Genomic DNA, 24,543 nt, shown 5'->3' on the forward strand with positions numbered 1-24,543 from the left:
GCCATGACCATCCGTCATCTGGACCGCCTGCTGTCGCCGGCCTCCGTCGCCGTGTTCGGTGCCTCGAACCGGCCTGCCAGCGTTGGCGCCACGGTATGGCGCAACCTGCGCGCCGGCGGCTTCAAGGGCGCGGTGCACGGGGTGAATCCAAAACATGCCTCGCTGGACGGGGTGCCCGTCTTCCCCGACGCGGCGCACCTGCCTGCCGCGCCCGACCTGGCGGTGATCTGCACGCCGCCGGCCACGGTCGCGCCGCTGGTCGCCGAGCTCGGCGCACTGGGCACCCACGCGGCGGTGATCATCACGGCCGGCCTGGAGCCGCGGCAAAAGCAGGCCGCGCTGGAGGCGGCGCGCCCCTTCACCCTGCGCCTGCTGGGACCCAACTGCCTCGGCCTGCTCAGTCCGCACATCGGCCTGAACGCCAGCTTCGCGCACACCGACGCGCTGGCGGGCGACGTGGCCTTCGTCTCGCAGTCGGGTGCACTGGTCACGGCCGTGCTCGACTGGACCCGCAGCCGCGGCGTGGGCCTGTCGCACATGGTCTCGCTGGGCGAACACTGCGACGTCGACTTCGGCGACCTGCTCGACCACCTGGCCAGCGATGCGCACACCCGCTCGATCCTGCTGTACGTGGAATCCATCGAGTCGCCGCGCAAGTTCATGTCCGCCGCGCGCGCGGCCACACGCAACAAACCGGTGATCGTGCTCAAGGCCGGGCGCGCCGGCCACGGCATTGCCGCCGCCACCTCGCACACGGGCGCACTGGCGGGGTCGGACGCGGTCTACGACGCCGCGCTGCGGCGCGCCGGAATGCTGCGCGTCGACACGCTGCAGGAGCTCTTTTTAGCCGCAGAGACTCTGTCGCGCTTCCGGGGCAATGGCCACGGCAGGCTCACGGTCATGACCAACAGCGGGGGCGCCGGCGTGATGGCCGCCGACGCGGCGGCGCGCGAGGGCGTGGTGCTGGCCGACCCGGGTTCCGCGCTGCTCGCCCGCCTCGACGCAGCGTTGCCGGCGAACTGGTCCCGCGCCAACCCCATCGACATCATCGGCGACGCACCCGCCGAGCGCTATGCCGAGACGCTCGGCGCACTGCTGGCCGACACGTCGGCCGGGGCGGTGCTGTTCATGCATGCACCCACGGCCATCGTGCGCAGCGAGGACATCGCGCGCGCGTGCCTGCCGCTGGTGCGCGGCCAGGCCTCGCGCGTGATGAGCGCCTGGCTCGGCGACGCTGCGGTGACCCAGGCGCGCAGGCTCTTCGAGGAGGCCGGCGTGGCCGACTACGCCTCGCCCGAAGAAGCGGTGCATGCCTTTGCGATGCTGCAGACCTATCGGCGCAACCAGGAGATCCTGATGGAGACGCCGGGCGCCGCCCATGGCGCCGTGCCCGATACCGATGCGGTGCGCGCGACGCTGGACGCGGCGCTGGCCGAGCAGCGCGAATGGCTCGGCGAACAGGAGGCCAAGTCGCTGCTGCAGGCCTACGGCATCGAGACGGTGCCCACCGTCGCCGTTGCGCCGACGGCCGAGGCGGCGGTCGAGGCCGGCAAGGGGCTGGGATATCCGTTGGCGTTGAAGATCCTCTCGCGCGACATCACGCACAAGACGGACGTCGGTGGCGTGCGGCTGGGCCTGCGCGACGAAGCCGCGCTGCGCAGCGCAGCCGGTGAAATGCTCGAAGCGGTGAGGAACGCCCGGCCGCTGGCGCAGATCGACGGCTTCACCGTGCAGCACTCGCTGCACCGCCCGCACGCCCAGGAAATCATCGTCGGCGCCAGCATCGACCCTGTCTTCGGTCCCGTGATCCTGTTCGGCCAGGGGGGCACCGCGGTGGCGGCCGCCGCCGACACGGCCATCGCGCTGCCCCCGCTGAACCGCGCCCTCGCCGCGGAACTGGTGTCGCGTACCCGCGTGGCACGCCTGCTGGCCGGCTTTCGCGACCATCCGCCGGCTCGCCTCGATGCGCTCCACGACGTGCTCGTCGCCGTCTCGCGCATGCTGGCCGATCTGCCGCGGCTGGCGGAGCTGGACATCAATCCGCTGTGGGTCGACGAGCATGGTGCGCTGGCGCTCGACGCGCGCATGCGGCTGTCGCGTACGCCGCAGCACGGCACCGCGCGCTTCGCGATCCTGCCCTACCCCGACCAGTGGGTGCGGACGCAGACCTGGAACGGGCGCGAAATCGTGGTGCGGCCGATCAGGCCGGAGGACGAGCCGCAGCATCGACGCTTCCTGGAGTCGCTGGACGCGGAGGACATGCGGATGCGCTTCTTCTCGGTGCGCAAGGAAATGCCGCGCAGCGAGCTCGCGCGATTGACGCAGATCGACTACGACCGGGAGATGGCCTTCATCGCCGAGGACGTCGATGCGCAAGGCCATGCCCGCACGCTCGGCGTGGCGCGCACGGTGTGCGATCCCGACAACGTCGAGGCCGAGTTCGCGCTCGTCGTGCGCTCCGAGCTCAAGGGCCAGGGGCTGGGCAAGGTGCTGTTCGAGCGGCTGATCGAGCACGCGCGCAGCCGCGGCACCCTGCGGCTGGTGGGCATCGTGCTGCGCGAGAACACCCGGATGCTGAAGCTCACGGCCGCGCTGGGCTTCAAGGCCGATCCGGCCGAGCCGCCTTCGTCGGACCTGCGTCGGATGGTGCTGCAACTGAGGGCTTGAGCAGGGTGGTCGCGCTCGGGGGCGCGAAGCCGTAGAAGCGGTCGTTCAGATAGCGGGCGACCTCCATGATGTCCTGGTCGCGCCAGCCCAGCGAGGAGGCCTGCTGCCAGCGCCGCACCTGCTCCTCGAGGCTGTCCCAGTCGTTGACCAGCTTCCTGCCGCGCCAATGCATCTTCTCGTTGTGGCAGGCGACGCAGTTGGCGTTGTAGAGCAGCTCGCCCCGGGATTGGGCTGGGGCGGGGCTGACATGCAGGCCCAGGCAGAGCGACAGGGCGAGCGCGGCCGCGGCACCGCACCCCGACATGCGGCCAGTCTTGCAGGCGATGGGAATCGGGCGCATGGAACTCTCCTTCGAGCGGTGTTGAACGTCGGCCTCGCATCCTCTCGCGTCGACAGCCGGCGCGCTTGATCCAGCGCAACGGAAATCCCGCCGCGCGCGCCTAGATTGAAGTTCCCTCAACCCACTCATGGAGTAAGCGCATGAACACCGCACTGTCCCGCCTGGACCGTATCGAGAACCTCTTTCCCGACATGCTGCGCCGCTGGGCGCGTCCGCTGCAGCTGATCGACGAGGCCGAACTGCCGGCCGACATCCGGCTCGACATCAGCGAGAACGACAAGGAATACCTCGTCACCGCCGAGATCCCCGGCGCGAAGAAGGAAGACGTGCGCGTCTCCATCGACGGCAGCTACGTCTCGATCTCGGCCGAGGTCAGGAAGGACGAGGAAAAGAAGCAAGGCCGCTCCATCGTCCGGGAGACCTATCGCGGCAGCATGTCGCGCGGCTTCTCGCTGGCCAGCGAAGTCGACGACAAGACCGCCGTGGCCAAGCTCGAGGACGGCGTGCTGCACCTGACGCTGCCCAAGCGCGAAGGCACGGCCCGCACCACGCTGAAGATCCAGTAGCGACCGTGCCCTGGTGCCGCCGGCAGCGGGCTCCCCGCGCGGGCCGCCCCGCCTTCGAAGGAGAAAGGGAGCGAAGGAGCCCGCATGCTGAGCGCCTACATCACCCACGCGGACTGCGCGCGCCACGACATGGGCGCGGGCCATCCGGAATGCCCCGAGCGGCTTGCCGCGATCCACGACCGATTGCTGATCTCGGGGCTGCTGGACTACATGGCCCCTCACGACGCCCCGCTTGCCACGGCCGCCCAGCTGGCGCGCGCGCACACGATGTCGTACGTGCGCGAACTCACGGCGATGGCGCCCACCGAGGGTCACCGCTTCGTCGACCCCGACACCGTGATGAGCCCGCACACCCTCCAGGCCGCGCTGCGCGCCGCCGGGGCGGCAGTGCTCGCCACCGATCTGGTCCTGGCGGGCGAAGCGCCCACGGCCTTCTGCAACGTGCGTCCGCCCGGCCATCACGCCACGCGCGACGCCGCCATGGGTTTCTGCTTCTTCAACAACGTGGCGGTGGGCATGCGCCACGCGCTCGATGCGCACGGCCTGAAGCGCGTGGCCCTGATCGACTTCGACGTGCACCACGGCAACGGCAGCGCCGACATCTTCCGCGACGACGAGCGCGTGCTCATGTGCTCCATCTTCGAGCAGGGCCTCTATCCGTTCTCGGGCGAGGACGACAACAGCCTGCGGATGGTGAACATCGGCCTGCCCCCGCGCTCGGGCGGCGATGCGTTCAGGGCGGCCGTCACGCAGCACTGGCTGCCCGCGCTCGACGCCTTCGCCCCCGAGCTCATCTACGTTTCTGCAGGCTTCGACGGGCACCGGGAGGACGACATGGGCAATCTCGGCCTGGTGGAAAACGACTACGCCTGGGTCACCCGCAGGATCATGGAGACGGCGCGGCACCACTGCGGCGGGCGCGTCGTGTCGTGCCTGGAGGGCGGCTACGCGCTGAGCGCCCTGGCGCGCAGCGCGGCCGCGCACGTCAAGGTGCTGATCGGCGCCGACTGATCGGACGGATCGGACGGAGCGCGGGCGACCTGGACACCGGCACCGAGGGCCGCGAGGCCCGGCGACGGGGCCCGGACTCAATGCCCGCTGGGCCCGTGCGCCCCGATGCCGGTTTCCGAGCGCACCTGCTGCGCGAGGAAGCCGCCGCGGTCGACCTGCGCGCGCGCGCTGCGGTCGAGCACCGAGAAAAGCCAGATGCCCGCAAAGGCGATGCTCATCGAGAACAGGCACGGCGAGGTGTACGGGAACAGCGAGGAGCCGGCCGGATGACCGAACGTGGCCTCCCACACCGAGGGCGACACCACCGTGAGGGCCACCGAGGACACCAGCCCGAGGAACCCGCCGATCACCGCCCCGCGCGTGGTGCAGCCCTTCCAGAGCACCGACATGAAGAGGACGGGGAAATTGGCCGAGGCCGCGATGGCGAAGGCCAGCGACACCATGAAGGCGATGTTCTGCTTCTCGAACACGATCCCCAGCAGCACCGCCAGCGCGCCCAGCGCCAGCGTGGTGATCTTGGAGACACGCAGCTCCGCCGCGCTGCCCGCGTCGCCTTTCCTGATGACGGTGGCGTACAGGTCGTGGGAGACGGCCGATGCGCCCGAAAGCGTGAGGCCCGCCACCACGGCCAGGATCGTGGCGAAGGCCACCGCCGAGATGAAGCCGAGGAACACGTTGCCGCCCACTGCGCTCGCCAGGTGGATCGCAGCCATGTTGCCGCCGCCCTTGAGCGCGCCCTTCGCATCGAGGAAGTCGGGGTTCGTCAGGACGAAGGTGATGGCGCCGAAGCCGATGATGAAGGTCAGCAGGTAGAAGTAGCCGATCCATCCGGTCGCCCACATGACCGACTTGCGCGCCTCCTTCGCGCTGGGCACGGTGAAGAAGCGCATCAGGATGTGGGGCAGCCCGGCCGTGCCGAACATGAGCGCCATGCCGAAGGAGATGGCCGAGACCGGGTCCTTCACGAAATTGCCCGGCCCCATGATCGACTGGCCGATGCTCGCAGCCACCTCGGCGGCCTTGCCGTCCTTCAGCGCCAGGTCGGTCTTGACCTTGACCGCGCCCGCGAACATCGCCTCGGGGCTGAAGCCGAAGTGCCAGAGCACCGAGATCGCCATGAAGCTCGCGCCGCCCAGCAGCAGGCCGGCCTTGATGATCTGCACCCAGGTCGTGGCGGTCATGCCCCCGAAGAGCACGTAGACCATCATGAGCGAGCCCACGATGACGACCGCCACCCAGTACTCGAGGCCGAACAGCAGCTTGATCAGCTGCCCGGCGCCCACCATCTGCGCGATCAGGTAGAACGCGACCACCACCAGCGTGCCGGAGGCCGCGAAGATGCGGATCGGCGTCTGCTCGAAGCGGAAGGCCGCGACGTCGGCGAAGGTGAACTTGCCGAGATTGCGCAGGCGCTCCGCCATCAGGAAGGTGATGACCGGCCAGCCCACGAGGAAGCCGATGGAGTAGATCAGCCCGTCGTAGCCGGAGGCCATCACCGCGGCCGAGATGCCGAGGAACGACGCCGCGGACATGTAGTCGCCCGCGATGGCAAGGCCGTTCTGGAAGCCCGTGATGCCGCCGCCGGCCGTGTAGAAGTCGGCCGCGGAACGGGTGCGCGCAGCGGCCCACTTGGTGATGAAGAGGGTTGCCACCACGAAAAGGCCGAACATGCCGATGGCGGTCCAGTTGGTGGCCTGCTTCTGCAGCTGGCCGAGGTCGGCGCCGGCCGCGTGGGCTGCCGCGCCAACCGTCGACAGCACGCACAGGAGCGCGGCAAAGCGCGCGCGCAGGATGCTTGCGGAACGTGCGTTCATGGCTTGTTCCCCTTCACGGCCTCGACGACGGCATCGGAGAGCGCGTCGAACTCGGCGTTGGCGCGGCGGACGTAGTAGCCGGTGATCGCCACGGTGAAGACGATCACGCCGAACCCGATGGGCATGCCCAGGGTCATGACGCCGTCGCCGATGCGCCGCGCCAGGAAGTCCTTGTCGAAGGCCACCAGCAGCACGAAGCCGTAGTAGGCGACGAGCATCAGCGCCGCGAGGGTCCAGCCGAAGCGGTCGCGCCGGCGCTTGAGCTGCTGGTACTTGGGATCGGCCGCGATGCGCGCAGCCAGTTCGTCTTTCATGGCGTCTCCTTGTTGGCGATGGGCGCATTAGGAACGTCCGCATCGGCGCGAGGCTTGCGCTGGCGCAAGCTTTTCCCGCTGGGTGCCGGCAAAGATCTCGCACCCATCCAAGGACACGAGACATGAACGCTCCCGATCTCCAGCCCCGCCTGCCCACCTATGCGCCGCCGCCGGCCCTTGCGCGCAATGCCCATGTCGCGGGCCGCGCCGCCTACGATGCACTGGTGGCCGAAGCGCAAGCCGATTACGAGGGCTACTGGGCCCGCCTGGCACGCGAATTCGTCGCGTGGAAGACGCCTTTCACCAAGGTGCTGGACAGCAGCGACGCACCGCACTACCGGTGGTTCGAGGACGGCACGCTCAACGTCTCGTGGAACTGCCTGGACCGCCAGGTCACCAGTGGCCGGGGCGACAAGGTGGCGATCGTCTTCGAGTCGGACGACGGCCAGGTCACCCGCACGACCTACGCGCAGCTGCTGGCGCAGACCTGCCGCATGGCCAACGCGTTGAAGTCGCTCGGGGTGGGCAAGGGCGACCGAGTCGTCATCTACATGCCGATGTCGGTCGAAGGCGTCGTGGCGATGCAGGCCTGCGCACGGCTGGGCGCGGTGCATTCGGTGGTGTTCGGCGGCTTCTCCGCGCATGCGCTGCGCGACCGGGTCGCGGACACCGGCGCCACGGTGATCGTCACCGCCGACCAGCAGGTCCGCGGGGGCAAGCGGCTGCCGCTGAAGGCGCTGGTCGACGAGGCCCTCGCGCTCGGCGGCTGCGAGGCGGTGCGCTCGGTCATCGTCCATCGGCGCACCGGCGAACCCATCGACTGGACGCCGCGCGACGTCTGGATGCACGAACTCACCCAGACCCGCAGCGACATCTGCGAGCCCGCGTGGGTCGGTGCCGAGCACCCGCTTTTCCTGCTCTACACCTCGGGCTCGACCGGCAAGCCCAAGGGCGTGCAGCACTGCAGCGGCGGCTACCTGCTGCATGCGGCGCTCACCACGACGTGGACCTTCGACATGCACGACGACGACGTGTTCTGGTGCACGGCCGACATCGGCTGGGTCACGGGCCACACCTACATCGCCTACGGCCCGCTGGCCATCGGTGCGACGCAGGTGGTGTTCGAGGGCGTGCCCACCTATCCCGACGCGGGGCGCTTCTGGCAGATGATCGAACGGCACCGCGTCACGGTGTTCTACACGGCCCCCACCGCCATCCGCTCGCTCATCAAGGCGGCCGAGGGCAACCCAGCCGTGCACCCCGATCGTCATGACCTCGGCAGCCTGCGCGTGCTGGGCTCGGTCGGCGAGCCGATCAACCCGGCTGCCTGGGAGTGGTACCGCCAGCACGTGGGCGGCGGGCGCTGCCCGGTGCTCGACACCTGGTGGCAGACCGAGACCGGCGGCCACATGATCACGCCGTTGCCCGGCGCCACCGATCTCGTGCCGGGCTCGTGCACCCTGCCCTTCCCGGGCATCGAGGCCGCCATCGTCGACGAGACCGGCAACGATGTGCCCGACGGGGAGAGCGGCCTGCTGGTCATCAAGAAGCCCTGGCCGAGCATGATCCGCGCGGTGTGGGGCGACGACGCGCGCTACCGGTCGAGCTACTTTCCGCCGGAGCTGCGCGGCTGCTACCTGGCTGGCGACGGCGCGGCGCGCGACAGGCTCACGCGCTACTTCACCATCGGCGGGCGCATCGACGACGTGCTCAACGTCAGCGGCCATCGCATGGGCACGATGGAGATCGAATCGGCGCTCGTGGCCTGTACGGCGCTGGTGGCCGAAGCTGCGGTGGTCGGCCGGCCCGACGAGACCACGGGCGAGGCGATCTGCGCGTTCGTGGTGCTCAAGCAGCCGCGCCCCGCCGGCAAGGAGGCGGACCGGCTGGCCGCAGAACTGCGCGCGTGGATCGGCAAGGAGATCGGCCCCATCGCCAAGCCCCGGGAGATCCGATTCGCCGAGAACCTGCCCAAGACGCGCAGCGGCAAGATCATGCGGCGCCTGCTGCGCTCGGTCGCCAGGGGCGAGGCGATCGCACAGGACGTGTCGACGCTGGAGAACCCGGCGATTCTCGATCAGCTGACCGAGACGCACTGACCCGCGCGGATGGCGGCGGACCGCTATCGGCCCGCCGGGTGCCGGTGCGCGGGAAGCGCGTTCACCGGGATGCGCAGGTACGCGACGCCGTTGTCGTCGGCAGGCGGCAGGCGACCGCCGCGCACGTTCACCTGGATCGAAGGCAGGATCAGCGTGGGCACGTCCAGCGTCGCGTCGCGCGCGGTGCGCATCGCCACGAATTCGTCGGCGCCGATGCCGTCGCGCACGTGGATGTTGTGCGCGCGCTGCTGCGCCACGGTGGTCTGCCAGCCGGGTTGCCTCGATGCCGGCGGGTAGTCGTGGCAGACGTACATGGCCGTCTCGGGCGGCAGCTCCAGCAGCCTGCGCATCGACGCGTAGAGCTGGCGGGCGTCGCCGCCGGGGAAGTCGGCGCGTGCGCTGCCGAGGTCGGGCATGAAGAGCGTGTCGCCGACGAACACGGCGCCATCGACCAGGTAGGCCATGTCCGCGGGCGTGTGGCCCGGCACCAGCCAGGCGGTGACCTCGATCTCGCCGATTCGGAAGACCTCGCCGTCCTTGAAGAGATGGTCGAACTGGCTGCCGTCGGGCAGGAAGGCGCGCTCGAAGTTGAAGAGCTTGCCGAAGGTCGCCTGGACGACGCGGATGTTCTCGCCGATGGCGATCTTTCCGCCTGCATGCTGCTGGACATGGCGCGCGCCGGAAAGGTGGTCGGCGTGCGCGTGCGTTTCCAGGATCCACTCGAGCTGCAGCGCGTGCTCGCGCAGGTAGGCCAGCAGCCTGTCGGCCGAGGCGGTGCCGGTGTGGCCCGACCTGAAGTGGTAGTCGAGCACCGGATCGATGACCGCGGCATGCCTTCCCGCGTGCTCCCACACGACGTAGGACACGGTGCCTGTGGCGGCATCGAAAAAACCCTGGATGGTTGTGCGTGCGGTCATGGCGGTTCCCGAGACAAACAATATATATTTAAATATAATATTCAAATCGAAAACGTCAACCCGTCCCGTGAAGAAATCCACCCTCGCCATCGATCCCGAAGTGCTGCGCGGCGCCGCCGGCAAGGCAGTCGCGGCGCTCAAGCTGCTGGCCAACGAAGACCGACTGCTGCTGCTGTGCCAGCTCTCGCAGGGCGAGATGTGCGTGAGCAACCTCGAGGAAACGCTCGGCATCCACCAGCCCACGCTGTCGCAGCAGCTGGGCGTGCTGCGCAACGAAGGCGTGGTCGACACCCGCCGCGAAGGCAAGAACATCTTCTACAGCGTGGCCGATCCTGCGCTCATGGAGATCCTGCGCGTGCTCTATCGCCTCTACTGCCCCCCGGAGAAATGATGTCCATCGACTGGAACCACTTCACACCCCTCGCCTCGCTGGCAGGCGGCGTACTCATCGGCATCGCCGCGGCGATGTTCTTGCTGCTCAACGGGCGCATCGCAGGCATCAGCGGCGTGCTGGGAGGCCTGCTCAGGCCCTCGAAGGGCGACATCGGCTGGCGTGCCGCCTTCGTGCTCGGGCTCGTGGGCGCGCCATCGGTCTACCTGCTCTTCACGTCGCTGCCCCACCCGCAGATCGACGCCGGCTACGGCACGCTGGTGCTGGCCGGCCTGCTCGTCGGACTGGGCACGCGCTACGGCTCCGGCTGCACCAGCGGCCACGGGGTCTGCGGCCTCTCCCGTCTGTCGCCGCGCTCGCTGGTGGCCACGGGCGCGTTCATGGGCGCGGGCTTCGCCACGGTGTTCGTGGTGCGCCACTTGCTCGGCATCTGAGGAGAACGCCATGACCCTTTTCGTCTCGCTGCTCGCAGGCCTGGTCTTTGGGCTCGGCCTCATCGTTTCGGGCATGGCCGATCCGGCCAAGGTGCTCGGCTTCCTGGACCTGGCCGGACGGTGGGATCCATCCCTGGCCTTCGTGATGGCGGGCGCGATCGGCATCGCATCGATCGCATTCCTCGCCGCCAGGCGGCGCAGCGTGTCGCTGCTGGGCGCGGCGATGCGCCTGCCGTCCGCGCGCGAGATCGACCGTCGCCTGGTCCTGGGCAGCCTGGTCTTCGGGGTGGGCTGGGGCATCGCCGGCTTCTGCCCCGGTCCGGGCCTCGTCGCCCTGGGCATGGGCGAATCCAAGGCCTTCGTCTTCGTGCTCGCGATGCTCGCGGGCATGGGCCTCTTCGAACTCATCGAGCACCGCGCGCCACGGGCCTGACACTACCCTGCGGCTGTCTGCTCGCCTGCGGCCGCATGCACCAGCAGCACGGGAACGCCGGTGCCGCGCACGATCCGCTCGGTGCTGCTTCCCAGCAGCAGCTGCCCGAGGCCTCGCCGGCCTCGCGTGCCGGCAATGATCAGGTCGGCGTGCCATCCCCGTGCCTCGTCCGCGACGAGGCTGGCCACGGTGCCGTCCGCTTCGCTGTAGAGCACGGTGTCGACCTCGACGCCGGCGGAACGAACGCACGCGCTCGGCGCTGCGCGCAAGCATGCGCGCGGCTTCGGCGCGCAGCTCGGGCGATCGGTCATGGGCGAAGCCGGCCCGTGAAACCGAGAGGTCGTCGATGGCGTGGAGCAGCCGCACCCGGCTTCTCATCGGCCGGGCAAGGCCGATCGCCTCCTCGATGCCCTGGGCCGATGCCGGGCTGCCGTCTATGGGAACGAGTATTCGTCGGTACACGGTGGCTCCTTGCCGGACGGGGCTGCGTCAGCAGCCCCAGTGCCTGCACGCTCTTCACCCATCCATTCTGGGCATCGCCGCGGCCTTCGGATTGACATGCATCAACCGCGGATCTTGCCGTCCACCACCTGGATGATGCGGTCGCAGCGCCCGGCCAGCTCGGGGTTGTGCGTGACGAAGAGAACCGCCATGCCGCGCTCGCGGTTGGCCTTGCGCAGCAGCTCGAAGACGGCATCCGCCGACTTCGTGTCGAGGTTGCCCGTGGGCTCGTCCGCGAGCAACAGCGGCGGATCCATCGCCAGGGAGCGCGCCACGGCCACTCGCTGCTGTTGGCCGCCGCTGAGCTGGGTGACCATGCTGTCCCGCCATTTCGCCAGGCCCACGCTCTCAAGCAGCGCGGACGCGCGCTGCGCCATGTCGTCCCTGAAGAAGCCGGCATCGCCGAGCATCGGCATCGCCACGTTCTCCAGCGCGGAGAAGCCGGCGAGCAGGTTGTGGTACTGGAAGATGAAGCCGATGCTGTGTCCGCGCAGCCGCGTGAGCGCGCGCTCGTCGAGCAGACGGGTCTCCCGGCCGCCGATGCACAGCGACCCGCTGGTCGGCCGGTCGAGCAGCCCGACGATGTTCAGCAGCGTGCTCTTGCCCGAACCCGAGGGGCCCATGACCGCGCAGAACTCGCCGCGCGCCAGCGTGAGATCGATGCCGTGGAGCACCTGCGTCTCGTTCGGCAGCCCCAGGTTGAAGGCCTTGCGCACGTCGCGCAGGCTGACGACCGGCTCAGCCACGGATCGCCACCACGGGGTCGAGCTGCGCCGCGCGCAGCGCCGGCGCGAACGCCGCCGCCAGCCCTGTCAGCGTGGCCAGCAGCAGCGACGCCACGAACAGGCCCGGCTCGATGGCCAGCGGAAAGAGCGGTGTGCCGTCGGGGTTGAGTGCGTAGCGCTGCCACAGCAACAGCGCCACCAGCCCCATGCCGGCGCCACCCAGCGAACCGAGCAGCCCCAGCAGCCCGCCTTGCAGCAGGAACACCCGCAGCACCTGGCCGCGGGAGATGCCCATCGCGCGCAGGATGCCGATCTCCCGCGACTTCTGCACGACCGACACCACCAGCACGCTGGCGATGCCGAAGGCCACCGACAGCCCCACGAAGAAGCGGATGGTGGTGTTGGAGGTCTTCTGCGCCTGCACCGCAGTGAAGAACTGGGCGTTGGTGGCGATCCAGCTGTCGGCCTCCACGCCGGTGGCCGCGGTGATGCGCTGTGCGATGACATCGGCGGCGTAGATGTCCTTGACCTTCACCTCGAGGCTGGAGACGCCGCCCACGAGGCCCAGCAGGCTCTGCGCCGTGCGCAGCGCCACGAAGGTGGTGCGCTGGTTGGCGGGCTTGCTGCCCAGGTCGAACAGGCCGGTCACCATGAGCGTCTGGTCGCCGCCGCTGGCCGACGACACCCGCAGCTTGTCGCCGACGCCCACGCCCAGGTCGCTCGCGAGGTCGGTGCCGATCAGGATGTCGCCCGGCGTGAGGCGCGTGCTGCCGCGCACGATCTTCTCGGGCAACGCCACGATCAGGAAGTAGAGCGCCGGATCGATGCCGTTGACCGAGACCGCGCGGCTCGCCTCGCCGCGGATCGCGAGCGCGGAACCGCTCGCGGTGGGCGCGACCACCTCCACGTCCGGCATCGCGCGAACCTGCGCCGCGACCGACTGCCACTGGTCGATCGACTTGAGCCTTTGCAGCGGTGCCTGCACCACCGCATCTTCGAGCGCGCTGCCCGCGCCGAGCCGACGCGCCACCTCCTTCGGCGGCAGCAGCTGGATCTGCGACTGCGCCGTGAGCACGCGGCGCACGAAGTTGGACTGCAGCCCGTTGAGCAGCGCCGACATGAACACGATCACGGCCACGCCGATCGCGATGCCGGCCACGATGAACAGCGTCTGCATCCGCCCTTCGCGCAGGAAGCGGAGCGCCACGATCCATTCGAAGGGCAGCCAGCGGCTCTTCATGGCTTCAGCGCTTCACGGCGAGGGCGCGCGCGCGTCCGGCGGCTGCACGGCGATCGCGCGCAGGCGTGAGCCGCTTGCAATGCCCTGCGCCTTCGCCGACAGCACCAGGTCGCCAGGGCTCAGCCCGTCGAGCACCTCGGCGAAGCCGCCGCCACGAAGCCCCAGCCGCACCGGCTGGCGCCGCGCGTGACGGCCATCGACCTTCAGCACCCACGCCGAGGCGAGGTCCGCGTCGCGCAGCGCATCGGACGGAACCAGCACCGCCTGCTGCCGCTGCGCGACCTGGATGTCGACCGACACGGTCATGTCCTGGCGCAGGTAGGCCGGCGGCTGCGGGACGTCGAGCTTCACCTCGACCGAGCCGCGCTGCACGTCCACGCCTGGATTGATGTAGACCAGTTCGGCGAGCATTCGCTGGCCCGGGTAGGCGTCGGCCGAGGCAATGGCCTTCTGGCCCGGCGCGAGCATCTGGAGGTTCTTCTCGTCGATCTGCACCACCAGCTGCGTCTTGCCGGCCGGCGACAGCACCATCAGCGCCTTGCCCGGCTGCACCACGTCGCCGGGTTCCACCGCGCGGTCGATCAGCGTTCCCTCCACCGGTGCGGCGACCGTGGCGTAGACCAGGCGGGAGCGGGCCACGGCCGCGCCCGCCACCGCCTGCGCCAGCGCGGTCTCGGCCATCGCGTGGTCGCTGCCGCCCTCGCGCGCGCTTTGGAGCTGGCTGCGGCTCGCACGCAGCTGCGATTCGGCGAGCTCCGCCGCCTTGCGCAGCTCGTCCAGCGCGGCCTGTCCCATGAAGCCCTGGCGGAACAGGTCCGTGTTGCGGCGCAGCTGAGCGCGCGCGTTTTCCAGGTTGACCTCGGCCTGCCGCACGGTCTGCGCCGCCACAGGCGCCTGCACCTCGCGCAACTGCCGCAGCCGCGCCCTCGCCTGGGACACGGCTGCCTCGGCCTGCGAGAGCGCGGCCGACCACTCCGCGCTGTCGAGTTCGATCAGCACCTGCCCCGCGCGCACATGCTGGCCCTCCGCCACAGGCACGGCCCTCACGACACCCGTGACCTGGACGCCGATGTTCACGCGATGCGGCGCCTCCACATGCCCGCTCGCGACCACCGACTGCACGAAGTCTCGCCGCACCACCAACGTCGCCTCCACGCGCGGCCCGAGCAGGAACCGAGGCGCCAGCCACGCAACGGCCGCGATCGCGCCCAGCGCGACGAGGGCGATCGCGATGCGGGGCCTGACGGCCGTCCACAGCCGAGCAGTCCATGCGCGGCGTGGCGATTCAGGCGACGGCTGCGGCATCTTCTTGCGCCGGCAAGCTGCCGGACTCCTTCATCGGCCGTGCCGCATGCACCACGAGCCGCACCGGGATCGTTGTGGCGGCCCGCACGGCGTTTCCGAGACCACGGCGCCGCCCGTTCGTGCCGATCACGATGATTCCCGCCTTCCAGGCCCCGGCCTGCTCGACGACGAGGTCCGCGATACGGTCCGCCCCCGCCGTGAAGAGCAGGGTCTGCGCGGCGATACCGGCGGCCTCGGCACGTGCGCGGCCCAGTTGCAGAACCTGCATGCCGGCCTGCTCCATCCACGGGATCAGGTCTGCGCCCGCGGGCTTGCGGCGGCCGACGCATCTCGCGGTGTCCACGACGTGCACGAGCCGCAGTGCGCAGCCATCGCGCACCGCGAGACGGATGGCTTCGTCCAGTCCGCGCAGCGAAGCGGTGCTGCTGTCCAGCGGGACGAGGATACGGGCGGGCATGGCAGCTTCCGGTCGTGCGGCGGTGTGGCTCGGGTGGGGTCGGCTCGGCTGCAGTCTCCGTGCGCCGACGCCGGGCGGCTTGACGCACATCAAGCCGCCGGCAGCGCCATGGCGATGTTGATGTGGCGCAAGCCCGGGCTCGGCGCGCGACGGAAGAATCTGGCTGCCCGTCGCGCCGGGGCCGGCGGCAGGTGCCTGTTGCAGGCGGCCCCGAGGACCCGAGGAGAAACCCATGTCCGTCTACAAGCACGTGCTGGTTCCGGTGGATGGCAGCCCCACGGCCGACTGCGGCCTGCAGGAAGCCATCCGCCTGGCAGCCGAACTCGGGAGCAGGCTGCGCCTGCTCCACGTGATCGACGACTTTCCCATGCTGATCGAGATGTCGAGCGTCTCCAGTTTCGAGGCGGGCCTGCAGAAGGCGCGCGAATACGGCGAATCCGTCCTCGGGCGTGCCCAGGCCAGGGCGACCGCTGCCGGCGTGGAGGCCGAGACCGTGCCGCGCGAGATCACGCAGGGCCGCATCGCCGAGGTCGTGACCGAAGAGGCCGCCAAGGCGGCCTGCGACCTGATCGTCATGGGAACCCACGGCCGCCGCGGCTTCAGCCGGCTGGCACTCGGCAGCGACGCCGACCGCGTGGCGCGAAGCAGCCCGGTGCCGGTGCTGCTGGTGCGCGCCGCGGCGACGCCGAGCTGAATGCACAGGCCGCCCCACACCACCCTTGAACCAACGGAAGACGCATGAACTCCCACACACTTCGCAACCTGATGGCGTGCGCGACCCTCGCCGCCGGCGCCTGCGCATTCGCTGCCGACTACGCCGCACCCGGCCAGCTCAGCCCGCCCGAGAGCGCAACGCAACGAGCGGCGCAAGAGGCGGGCAAGGCGACGCGCGCAGCGGCCAGCCGGGCCGCGCGCGATGCGGAAAAGGCGGCCCGCAAGGCAGCGGATGCCGCCAAGGCCGCCGCCGACATGGGCAAGGCCACCACCGGCAAGGTATCGAGGGCTTTGGCCGAGGGCATCCGCCAGGCTGCACGCAAGGCGGCCCAGGCAGCGACGCGCCTGGAGGAAAAGACCGCCCTGTCGGCCGCCAAGGCCATCGACGAAGGCAGGGACGCCGCGCAGGCCGCCCAGGAAGAAAGCCGCAAGGCAGCGCTGGCGTCGAAGGAGGCCCTTGCCCGGGCGGAGGAATCGGTGAGCCGGTCCGCGCAGGCCGGTAAGGAAGAGGCCGAGAAGGCGGCGCAAGCCACGCGCGAAGCGCTCGACAAGGCGGAGGAGGCGATGCGCTCGGCCGCCAGGGCCGCCGCCGACGCCTCTGCGCGCACCGCCGAGGCCCTGAAGCGCAAGCCCCCTGCCGCGGGCACCGAAGGAAAGTGACGCCGGCGCCCGTCGCCGCAGAGGAAGACCCATGAATCCCGACATCCAACTCAGGCACGACGTCTTCGCCCAGCTCAACTGGGATCCGGCCGTCAACGGCTGCGACGTCGACGTGTGCGTCAAGGACGGCGTCGTGACCCTTCGCGGCCAGGTGGCCGACGAGGCGCACCGCGCCGCCGTCGAGCGGGCGGCACGCCGCACCGAGGGACTGACGACGCTGCTGAACAGGCTCGTCGTGCTGCCGCCGCGGTAGGCAGCGCAACCCTCCGGCTGTGGGCGCGAGCCCGCCCGACCGCGACGCGGCAGCGGCGCGCGCCCTGGTTAGGTTTCAATGCGCCATCAGCAGGGGGATGCCGGTTCGCGTCAGCACGTCGCGGGTCACACCGCCCAGCCACTGCTCCTGCATGCGGGCGTGGCCATAGCCTCCCATCACGAGCAGGTCGGTGCCGAGCACCTCGGCGCGGTCCAGCAGTGCGTCGCCGATGCGCAGCGGTGTCGCGAGGCGTTCGACGCTGGCCTGCACACCGTGGCGCAGCAGCCAGCCGCTCAGTGCCGCCGGGTGGGGCGCATCCGGCACATGCGCCGAGGCCTCGGCCGAGTCCCCGCGTCGCAGGGTCAGCACCGTGACGTGCGCGGCGCGGCGCAGCAGCGGCATGGCCCCGCGCATCGCCATCGATGCCTCCCGGCCTCCGTCCCAGGCCACCAGGATCCTGTCGAAACCCGAAGAACGGCGGCACCCTGCGCACGGAACGATGAGTACGGGCCGCCCTGCATCCAGCATGACCTGCTCGGGCAGTCGGCGCGCGGCGTCGCTCACCGCCGCTGACATGTCGGCCTGGCCGACGACGATCAGGTCGCTGGCCCGTCCATGGTGGACCACGGCACTCACCGGATCGCCGTCCACCAGCCTTGCGTCGCACGAGAACGTCGCCGGCCTCGTCCGGCTGCGGAACACATGGGCGACGGTTTCGGCACGCCGGCGCAAGTACAGGGAGGCCTCGACGATCGCTTCGTCCAGCCGCCCTCCGCCACGGACGGCCGTGCCGGCGGCGGCTGTTGTCCATGTGGGCACGATGCCCATGAGATGGCTCCCGTGCAGCCTCGCAAGCTGCACCGCCAGGCGCGTGCGTGCCTCGCAGCACTCGGTGTGGTCCAGGTGCACGGAGATGGTCGACAGCGTCATGCGTGCCGCCTTGCCGCAGGTGCGCTGCGGCCTGCCGCGGCGCGGCGCGCGGCAGGCGCCGTGGCCAGAGCGTCGTGCAGGGTGTGCAGTGCCTGGTTCACCACGGCCTTTCGCGAGGGCGGTGCCTGTACCGGCGCGGGTTCGGCGGGCCGCGGCATGTGCGCGGCTTCGCCCGATTCCGAATGGCCGAATACCTGCATCGGCGCCATGGCCAGCGCGTACCAGTCCTCGGCGCGGATGACCGCATCGGTCTCGGCGCGGGTCAGCGCGATGCAGTCCTGCAGCAGCCGCGAGCCGATCGTCTCGAACATCGATACCGCGTGCAGACAGATGCCGTACTGGGCCTTGCACAGCGCCAGCGGGAAGGTGAAGTCGGTGCTCATCGCGTGTCCTCCAGCCCGAAGGGCTTCGCCCGGATGCTGACGCGGCGACGCCCTGCCCGGTTTGCGCGGGATCAAGACAACACAAATCCGCGGCTGCTGTATCGGTTGTTACCGGTTTGACGGACATCAACCCGATGCGCACCCATGTGCCCATACTGGAGCGTCGATCCATTCCGCAGGAAATCGACATGCCTTCTCCCCGCGAAACGGCGGTCCCGGACGACTTCACGCTGCTCGACGCCTGGTGGCGCGCCGCCAACTACCTGTCGGTGGGCCAGATCTACCTGATGGACAACCCGCTGCTGCGCGAGCCGCTCGCGCTGCACCACATCAAGCCGCGCCTGCTGGGCCATTGGGGCACGACGCCGGGCCTCAACTTCGTCTATGCCCACATGAACCGCGCCATCAACGCCCGGGACCTCGACGCGATCTTCATCGCGGGCCCCGGCCACGGCGGCCCGGGCGTGGTCGCCAACACATGGCTCGAAGGCAGCTACAGCGAGGTCTATCCGGAGGTCGGACGGGACGCGGCAGGCCTGCAGCGGCTGTTCACGCAGTTCTCGTTTCCTGGCGGCATTCCGAGCCACGCGGCGCCCGAGACGCCGGGCTCCATCCACGAGGGCGGCGAGCTTGGCTATTCGCTGCTGCACGCGTACGGCGCCGTGTTCGACAACCCGTCGCTGCTCGCCTGCTGCGTGGTGGGCGACGGCGAAGCCGAGACCGGCGCGCTGGCGGCGAGCTGGCACTCCAACAAGTTCCTGAACCCCGAGCGCGACGGCGCGGTGCTGCCGGTGCTGCACCTCAACGGCTACAAGATCGCCGGCCCGACCGTGCTGGCGCGCATCGGCGAGGAGGAACTCACGCAGCTGCTGCGCGGCTACGGCCACGAACCGTACTTCGTGGTGGGCGACGAGCCCGCCGACATGCACAGGCAGATGGCGGCGGCGCTGGACACTGCGCTGGACGGCATCCGCGCCATCCAGGCCAATGCCCGCACGAACGGCTTCCACGTGCGCCCACGGTGGCCGATGATCGTGCTGCGCTCCCCAAAGGGCTGGACCGGCCCGCGCCACGTGGACGGCGTGCAGATCGAAGGCACGTTCCGTGCGCACCAGGTTCCGCTCGCCGACTTCTCGGCCAAGCCGCAGCACATCGAGCTGCTGGAGCGGTGGCTGCTGAGCTATCGCCCGCAGGAGCTGTTCGACGCCGACGGCGCCCTGCGCCCCGAAATCGCCTCGATCGCACCCCGGGGCGATCGCCGCATGAGTGCCAATCCGCACGCCAATGGCGGGCTGCTGCTGAAGGACCTGGCGCTGCCGCCCTTTCGCGCGCACGCGGTTCCCGTGGCGGCGCCGGGAGGCTGCGACGCCGAAGCCACGCGCGTCGCGGGCACCTTCCTGCGCGAGGTCATGCGCGCCAACGAGCAGGCGTGCAACTTCCGCGTGATGGGACCGGACGAGACCGCCTCGAACCGGCTCTCGGCCCTGTTCGAGGTGACCGGGCGGACCACGACCGCGCAGGTGTGGCCGGGCGACGAGAACCTCTCGCCCGACGGCCGCGTGATGGAGGTACTGAGCGAACACCTTTGCCAGGGCTGGCTGGAGGGCTACCTGCTGACCGGGCGGCACGGCTTCTTTTCGTGCTACGAGGCCTTCATCCACATCGTCGACTCGATGTTCAACCAGCACGCCAAGTGGCTCAAGGTGACGCGCGGCATCGGCTGGCGCCGGCCGATCGCCTCGCTGAACTACCTGCTCACGAGCCACGTCTGGCGCCAGGACCACAACGGCTTCAGCCACCAGGACCCGGGCTTCCTCGACCATGTCGCAAGCAAGAAGGCGGAAGTCGTGCGCGTGTACCTGCCGCCCGACGCCAACACGCTGCTGTCGGTGGTCGACCATTGCCTGCGCAGCCGCGACTACGTCAACGTCATCGTGGCCGGCAAGCAGCCCGCGCCCCAGTGGCTGGACATCGAGTCGGCGGCCCGCCACTGCGCCGCGGGCCTGGGCATCTGGGAATGGGCGAGCAACGACGAAGGCGGCGCGCCCGACGTGGTGATGGCCTGCGCCGGCGACGTGCCCACGCTGGAGACGCTCGCGGCCGTCGACCTGCTGCGCGGGAAGCTGCCGTCGCTGAAGGTGCGCGTGGTCAACGTGGTCGACCTGATGGCGCTGCAGTCGCCGGACGCTCACCCGCACGGGCTGCCCGATGCGGATTTCGATGCGATCTTCACCACCGGCCGGCCGGTGATCTTCGCGTTCCACGGGTACCCGGCGCTGATCCACCGGCTGATCTACAAGCGGCGCAACCATCCCGGCTTCCACGTGCACGGCTACTGCGAGGAAGGCACCACCACCACGCCCTTCGACATGACGGTGCTCAACCGGCTGGACCGCTTCCACCTCGCAGCCGACGCGATCGCCCGCGTACCGGGCCTGTGCGACAGCGCCGGCCACGTGCAGCAGCACCTGCGCGACCGGCTGCTGGCGCACAGGGCCTACATCACGCGCCACGGCAAGGACATGCCGGAGGTCGAGGACTGGCGCTGGCGCGGCCAGCCCCCGTGCGGCGAAGGTTGACGGCGCTGGCGGCGCGGCACCGGGCTACCCCGGGGGGTACCCTGGTGCAGGTGCTTTGGCGCTGCCTGCGTGCTACGCTCAGCGCAGGCCGGACCACCCATGCAGTCCGCGCCCCATCTTGTTGCCAGCGCATGAAAACCACGCCCCACATCGTTGTTCTGGACGACGAAATCGACATCACGCAGTTGCTGGCCAACTATCTCCAGGGCCACGGCTTCCGCGTCACCCAGGTGCATGAGGGCCGCGCCCTCATGGCGCTGATGGAGTCCGACCCCGCAGATCTCGTGCTGCTCGACCTGGGCCTGCCCGGCGAGGACGGCTTCTCCATCGCGCGGCGGATGCGCGAGAGCTGGCATTGCGGCCTCGTGATCGTGACGGGCCGCGGCGATGCGGTGGACAAGGTCGTGGGCCTCGAGGTGGGCGCGGACGACTACGTGACCAAGCCCTTCGACCTGCGCGAGCTGGCGGCCCGCGTGAAGGCGGTGCTGCGGCGGCTCGCGCCGGCCATGCCCGCTGCGCCGGCTGCAGCGTCCGCCTCCCCCGACAAACTGTGCTTCGCCGGCTGGCAGCTCGACACCGCCGCGCGCAGCCTGATGAATCCGCGCGGCGAGCCGGTGACCTTGACGGGCGGCGAGTTCGACCTGCTGCAGGCCTTTGCGCGCCATCCGGGCCGCGTGCTGTCGCGCGACTTCCTGCTCGAACAGACGCGCGGGCGCGAGGCCGCGCCCTTCGACCGCACGATCGACGTGCAGGTGGGCCGGCTGCGCAAGAAGATCGAGGCCGACGCCGAGGATCCGCAGCTCATCAAGTCGGTGCGGGGGGCGGGCTACATCCTGGTCCCGCCGGTTTCCCATGGCTGACACGGCCGGCGAGGCGCGCCAACCCTCCGCCGGCAGCGGCCAGATCCTGCCGTCCGGCATCGACGAAGGCAGCGTCTTCCGCTCGCTCTTCTCCGCATATCCCGACTCGCTGCTCGTGGTGGACCAGTCCGGCGGCATCGTGCTCGCCAACCCCTCGGCGGCCGCGCTGCTGGGCTATGCACCGGACGAGCTCCTCGGCCTCAACGTCGACGCGCTCGTGCCCGACAGCATCCGCCCGCGCCACGCCTCCTACCGCGAGGCCTACGGCCGGGCCCCGCGCCCGCGTCCCATGGGCACGCACATGGAGCTCGTGGCCAAGCGCAAGGACGGCAGCGAGGTGATGGTGGAGATCGCGCTGAGCCCGCTGCAGAACCATGGCCTGCCATTCGTCGTCGCGGCCATCCGCGACATCGGCGCCTACCCGCGCGTGAAGCAGGCGCTGCAACGCGCGCGCTACAGCGAGCACCTGGCCCAGCTGGGCCGCCTCGCAGTCGACACGCGCGACCTGCAGGCGGTGCTCGAGCACGTGCCGGAGATCATCGCCAAGGCCCTGGAGGTGGAGGTCGCGATGGTGTGGCTGCTCGACGCGGGCCGCTCCGAGTTCCGCGTGGCCAGCGGGGTCGGGCTGGTCGCCGGCGAGGAGATCGGCGCGCGCCTGGCGAACCGTCCGGACACGCCGCCGGGCTTCGTTCTCTCGCAGAACCGGCCGGTGGTGGTGCAGGACTACCGCAAGGAGACGCGGTTCCGCGTGCCGGGGGCCTACCTCGATGCCGGGCTGGTGAGCGCACTTGCAGTGCCGCTGTCCGACCGGGGCCGCGTCACCGGGATGCTCTCGGTGCGCTCCAGGGAGTCCAAGCGCTTCGGCGACGAGGAGGTGCGCTTCCTCGAATCGCTGTCGAGCCTGCTCGCGACCAGCCTGCAGCGCATGCAGACGGAGGAGGCGCTCAACCATGCCCAGCGGCTGGAGAGCGTCGGCCAGCTCACCGGCGGCATCGCGCACGACTTCAACAACCTGCTCACCGTGATCCAGGGCAACCTCCAGGTCCTCGAGGAGCTGCCCGCCCTCGCGCACGACGGCTACGCCCAGCAACTGCTGGGCGCCGCCACCCGCGCTTCGCGGCGCGGTGCGGAGCTCACGGGCAAGCTGCTGGCGTTCTCGCGCCGGCAGGTGCTGCAGCCGGTGGCGGTGGACACGCACGCGCTGCTGCATTCGCTGGCCGACATGCTGCGCCGTACGCTGGACCAGCGCATCCGCATCGAGATCGCCACGGCGCCCGGCCGACCGCTGGTAGTGGCCGACCCGGGCCAGCTGGAATCCGCACTGCTCAACATCGCGATCAACGCGCGCGACGCCATGCCCGACGGCGGCACGCTCCATTTCCGCACTGCCATCTGCGGCGCGCTGCCGACGGTCCTTCGCAACGAGCGCAACGAACCGCAGGCGGGCACCGCCGCGCACTTCGTCGCGATCTCCATCGCGGACAGCGGCAGCGGCATGTCCGACGAAGTCAAGGAACGGGCCTTCGAGCCCTTCTTCACCACCAAGGAGGCGGGTCGCGGCACGGGGCTCGGGCTGAGCACGGTGTACGGCTTCGTCAACCAGTCGCGCGGCGCCGTCGCGATCGACAGCGAGATCGGCCGGGGCACCACGGTGACGCTCTACCTCCCGCAGCAGCAGGAGGCCTGCGCGCCCGCCGCGATGGAAGAGCATGGTGGCGATGCGCTCGCGCCCGGCCTGCGGGTGATGCTGGTCGAGGACGACGCTGAAGTCCGCAAGGTGGTGGAGAACTTCCTGCACACGCTGGGCTGCGAGATCGTCATCGCGGCCCCCACCGCCGAACAGGCGCTGGCTGCACTGGATGCGGGCGCCGGCGACTTCGACCTGCTGCTCAGCGACATCGCGCTGGGCGCCGGCATGCGCGGCACGCGGCTGGCCGCCGAGGTGCAGCAGCGCCTCCCGGGGGTCGCGGTGCTGCTGATGTCGGGTTTCTCGTCGGAACTGCTCGATGCCGACCGCGAGGTGCCGCAGAGCTGGGAACTGCTTCGCAAGCCCTACACGCGATCGGAACTGGCGCAGGCCATGGCGAGGGTCCTGGCCGGCCGGGACTGAGCGCCGCCGCAGCCTGCGCTACTGCGGCTACTGCAGCATCGCGGGCGCAGGCGCCAGGCAGCGCTGCACGAATGCGGAGAGGGCGCCCACATCGGGAATCTGTACATCGCGGCGCCCCTTGGTCGCGAACCCGATGACGTTGTCGCGCGCCAGGCGCGACAGCGCGCGGCTGACGCTCTCGAGGGTCATGCCCAGGTAGTTGCCGATCTCGGCGCGCGTCATGCGCAGCGTGATCTCGTCGGCGCGCATGCCGCGCTCCGCGAGCGACTCGGCCCAGTAGCGCAGGAAATCAGCGACCCGGGCATCGGCCGGAAGGGTGCACACGGACATCAGCGAATCCCGGTCGTGCGAAATCTCTCGGCTCATCGCGGCGTGCAGTACCTGCAGCAGCTCGGGACGGGTGATGCAGGCTGCCAGCAGCGCCTCGTACGAAACCACCCAGACCTCTCCGGTGTCCATGGACACCGCGTCGCACGAATAGCGCCCGCCGGCGATGCCGTCGAAGCCGAGCCAGTCGCCGCGGAACTTCAGTCCCACCACCTGCTCGCGCCCGTCGGCCGACAGGTTCACGATCTTGAAGAAGCCCGAGTTCAGGATGTAGAGATTGCCGAAGCGCTCGCCGGCCTGGTAGATCGTGTCGCCCATGTGGACCACGCGGCGCTGCGGCCTGAGCTGCTCGCCGAGCAGCCGGAGCGTCTCGGCGGTGCTGCGGTTCCCGCCATCGTGGCCGGCGGCAGCGGGCATCCCCGGACATGGGGAAGAAGGAGCAATCTTCGAGGCGGCGGCGGTGTCGAGCATCTTCGTTCCTTGGTGGTTCTTGCGTGTCGATGGAGGAATGCT

General features: G+C 70.1%; 25 protein-coding genes and 1 pseudogene. 13 read left to right on the forward strand and 13 right to left on the reverse strand.

Annotated elements, in window-relative coordinates; translation table 11 throughout:
• The first annotated feature begins 3 nt into the window (after positions 1-3).
• Complete coding sequence (locus tag ACTJLF_RS19440) at positions 4-2,667, forward strand: bifunctional acetate--CoA ligase family protein/GNAT family N-acetyltransferase (protein ID WP_440883735.1); 2,664 nt, start codon at positions 4-6, stop codon at positions 2,665-2,667.
• On the opposite strand, the gene ACTJLF_RS19445 is transcribed toward ACTJLF_RS19440, so the two are convergent.
• Positions 2,600-3,007, reverse strand: a complete 408-nt coding sequence (locus tag ACTJLF_RS19445; RefSeq protein WP_020723314.1) for a c-type cytochrome — start codon at positions 3,005-3,007, stop codon at positions 2,600-2,602. The two genes, ACTJLF_RS19440 and ACTJLF_RS19445, sit on opposite strands and share 68 nt — an antisense overlap.
• 140 nt (positions 3,008-3,147) lie before the next feature.
• Between ACTJLF_RS19445 and ACTJLF_RS19450 the strand changes: the two genes are divergently transcribed.
• Entirely contained in the window at positions 3,148-3,573 is a 426-nt protein-coding gene (locus tag ACTJLF_RS19450; protein ID WP_019657355.1) for an Hsp20/alpha crystallin family protein, read from the forward strand.
• An 84-nt stretch (positions 3,574-3,657) separates the two neighbouring features.
• Positions 3,658-4,584, forward strand: a complete 927-nt coding sequence (locus ACTJLF_RS19455; RefSeq protein WP_440883736.1) for a histone deacetylase family protein — start codon at positions 3,658-3,660, stop codon at positions 4,582-4,584.
• Positions 4,585-4,661: 77 nt separating this feature from the next.
• On the opposite strand, the gene ACTJLF_RS19460 is transcribed toward ACTJLF_RS19455, so the two are convergent.
• Positions 4,662-6,398 carry a cation acetate symporter gene (locus ACTJLF_RS19460; RefSeq protein WP_019657357.1) on the reverse strand — a complete coding sequence of 579 codons (1,737 nt, stop codon included), beginning with the start codon at positions 6,396-6,398 and terminating at the stop codon, positions 4,662-4,664.
• Positions 6,395-6,712 carry a DUF485 domain-containing protein gene (locus ACTJLF_RS19465; protein ID WP_019657358.1) on the reverse strand — a complete coding sequence of 106 codons (318 nt, stop codon included), beginning with the start codon at positions 6,710-6,712 and terminating at the stop codon, positions 6,395-6,397. Before ACTJLF_RS19465 ends, ACTJLF_RS19460 begins: the two co-directional genes overlap by 4 nt.
• A gap of 122 nt (positions 6,713-6,834) precedes the next feature.
• On the opposite strand from ACTJLF_RS19465, the gene acs reads away from it, so the two are divergent.
• Complete coding sequence (gene acs, locus ACTJLF_RS19470; RefSeq protein WP_440883737.1) at positions 6,835-8,811, forward strand: acetate--CoA ligase; 1,977 nt, start codon at positions 6,835-6,837, stop codon at positions 8,809-8,811.
• 23 nt (positions 8,812-8,834) lie between these two features.
• Here acs and ACTJLF_RS19475 read toward each other — a convergent pair whose 3' ends face one another.
• Positions 8,835-9,728: an MBL fold metallo-hydrolase gene (locus ACTJLF_RS19475; RefSeq protein WP_440883738.1), complete on the reverse strand. Its 894-nt coding sequence runs from the start codon at positions 9,726-9,728 to the stop codon at positions 8,835-8,837.
• A 67-nt stretch (positions 9,729-9,795) separates the two neighbouring features.
• On the opposite strand from ACTJLF_RS19475, the gene ACTJLF_RS19480 reads away from it, so the two are divergent.
• From ACTJLF_RS19480 to ACTJLF_RS19490, 3 genes are read left to right on the forward strand one after another with little or no spacing between them, the layout of a single operon-like run.
• Positions 9,796-10,119 carry a metalloregulator ArsR/SmtB family transcription factor gene (locus ACTJLF_RS19480; protein WP_440883739.1) on the forward strand — a complete coding sequence of 108 codons (324 nt, stop codon included), beginning with the start codon at positions 9,796-9,798 and terminating at the stop codon, positions 10,117-10,119.
• Complete coding sequence (locus ACTJLF_RS19485) at positions 10,119-10,553, forward strand: YeeE/YedE family protein (protein WP_440883740.1); 435 nt, start codon at positions 10,119-10,121, stop codon at positions 10,551-10,553. The genes ACTJLF_RS19480 and ACTJLF_RS19485 overlap by 1 nt, the downstream gene beginning before the upstream one ends.
• Positions 10,554-10,563: 10 nt before the next feature.
• Entirely contained in the window at positions 10,564-10,986 is a 423-nt protein-coding gene (locus tag ACTJLF_RS19490; protein WP_019657363.1) for a YeeE/YedE family protein, read from the forward strand.
• Between the two features lie 2 nt (positions 10,987-10,988).
• On the opposite strand, the gene ACTJLF_RS19495 is transcribed toward ACTJLF_RS19490, so the two are convergent.
• The 6 genes and pseudogenes from ACTJLF_RS19495 to ACTJLF_RS19520 all read right to left on the reverse strand — a co-directional run bounded on the left by ACTJLF_RS19495 (position 10,989) and on the right by ACTJLF_RS19520 (position 15,214).
• Positions 10,989-11,297, reverse strand: coding sequence for a universal stress protein (locus ACTJLF_RS19495; protein WP_440883741.1), 309 nt, complete (start codon positions 11,295-11,297; stop codon positions 10,989-10,991).
• Between the two features lies 1 nt (position 11,298).
• A pseudogene (locus tag ACTJLF_RS19500) lies at positions 11,299-11,448 on the reverse strand (universal stress protein); the annotation flags it as partial.
• Positions 11,449-11,549: 101 nt separating this feature from the next.
• Positions 11,550-12,233: an ABC transporter ATP-binding protein gene (locus tag ACTJLF_RS19505; RefSeq protein ID WP_440883742.1), complete on the reverse strand. Its 684-nt coding sequence runs from the start codon at positions 12,231-12,233 to the stop codon at positions 11,550-11,552.
• Entirely contained in the window at positions 12,226-13,452 is a 1,227-nt protein-coding gene (locus ACTJLF_RS19510; protein WP_440883743.1) for an ABC transporter permease, read from the reverse strand. The genes ACTJLF_RS19505 and ACTJLF_RS19510 overlap by 8 nt, the downstream gene beginning before the upstream one ends.
• A 12-nt stretch (positions 13,453-13,464) precedes the next feature.
• Positions 13,465-14,757, reverse strand: a complete 1,293-nt coding sequence (locus ACTJLF_RS19515; protein ID WP_440883744.1) for an efflux RND transporter periplasmic adaptor subunit — start codon at positions 14,755-14,757, stop codon at positions 13,465-13,467.
• A complete protein-coding gene (locus ACTJLF_RS19520; protein ID WP_440883745.1) occupies positions 14,738-15,214 on the reverse strand; it encodes a universal stress protein in 477 nt (158 codons plus the stop codon). Before ACTJLF_RS19520 ends, ACTJLF_RS19515 begins: the two co-directional genes overlap by 20 nt.
• A 232-nt stretch (positions 15,215-15,446) precedes the next feature.
• Between ACTJLF_RS19520 and ACTJLF_RS19525 the strand changes: the two genes are divergently transcribed.
• The 3 genes from ACTJLF_RS19525 to ACTJLF_RS19535 are packed head-to-tail and all read left to right on the forward strand — an operon-like array spanning position 15,447 to position 16,841.
• Complete coding sequence (locus ACTJLF_RS19525) at positions 15,447-15,908, forward strand: universal stress protein (protein WP_440883746.1); 462 nt, start codon at positions 15,447-15,449, stop codon at positions 15,906-15,908.
• 44 nt (positions 15,909-15,952) lie between these two features.
• Positions 15,953-16,588: a hypothetical protein gene (locus ACTJLF_RS19530; protein WP_440883747.1), complete on the forward strand. Its 636-nt coding sequence runs from the start codon at positions 15,953-15,955 to the stop codon at positions 16,586-16,588.
• A 31-nt stretch (positions 16,589-16,619) separates the two neighbouring features.
• Positions 16,620-16,841: a BON domain-containing protein gene (locus tag ACTJLF_RS19535; RefSeq protein ID WP_132752794.1), complete on the forward strand. Its 222-nt coding sequence runs from the start codon at positions 16,620-16,622 to the stop codon at positions 16,839-16,841.
• A 75-nt stretch (positions 16,842-16,916) separates the two neighbouring features.
• Here ACTJLF_RS19535 and ACTJLF_RS19540 read toward each other — a convergent pair whose 3' ends face one another.
• The gene (locus tag ACTJLF_RS19540) at positions 16,917-17,771 is read right to left on the reverse strand and encodes a universal stress protein (RefSeq protein WP_440883748.1); all 855 of its coding nucleotides are present in this window, start codon (positions 17,769-17,771) and stop codon (positions 16,917-16,919) included.
• Positions 17,768-18,154 carry a hypothetical protein gene (locus ACTJLF_RS19545; protein WP_440883749.1) on the reverse strand — a complete coding sequence of 129 codons (387 nt, stop codon included), beginning with the start codon at positions 18,152-18,154 and terminating at the stop codon, positions 17,768-17,770. The genes ACTJLF_RS19540 and ACTJLF_RS19545 overlap by 4 nt, the downstream gene beginning before the upstream one ends.
• Positions 18,155-18,342: 188 nt before the next feature.
• Here ACTJLF_RS19545 and ACTJLF_RS19550 point away from each other — a divergent pair, with 188 nt between their 5' ends.
• From ACTJLF_RS19550 to ACTJLF_RS19560, 3 genes are all read left to right on the forward strand, one after another.
• On the forward strand, positions 18,343-20,733 hold the full coding sequence (locus ACTJLF_RS19550; protein ID WP_440883750.1) for a phosphoketolase family protein: 2,391 nt from the start codon (positions 18,343-18,345) through the stop codon (positions 20,731-20,733).
• Positions 20,734-20,864: 131 nt separating this feature from the next.
• Entirely contained in the window at positions 20,865-21,593 is a 729-nt protein-coding gene (locus ACTJLF_RS19555; protein ID WP_145759980.1) for a winged helix-turn-helix domain-containing protein, read from the forward strand.
• Positions 21,586-23,703, forward strand: coding sequence for a PAS domain S-box protein (locus tag ACTJLF_RS19560; RefSeq protein ID WP_440883751.1), 2,118 nt, complete (start codon positions 21,586-21,588; stop codon positions 23,701-23,703). Before ACTJLF_RS19555 ends, ACTJLF_RS19560 begins: the two co-directional genes overlap by 8 nt.
• A 27-nt stretch (positions 23,704-23,730) precedes the next feature.
• On the opposite strand, the gene ACTJLF_RS19565 is transcribed toward ACTJLF_RS19560, so the two are convergent.
• Positions 23,731-24,501 (reverse strand): Crp/Fnr family transcriptional regulator, encoded by a 771-nt coding sequence (locus ACTJLF_RS19565; RefSeq protein ID WP_309936498.1) that lies wholly within the window; start codon positions 24,499-24,501, stop codon positions 23,731-23,733.
• Positions 24,502-24,543 lie beyond the last annotated feature (42 nt).

This window comes from Variovorax sp. 22077 (genome assembly GCF_052044195.1).
Lineage (GTDB): Bacteria > Pseudomonadota > Gammaproteobacteria > Burkholderiales > Burkholderiaceae_C > Variovorax > Variovorax atrisoli.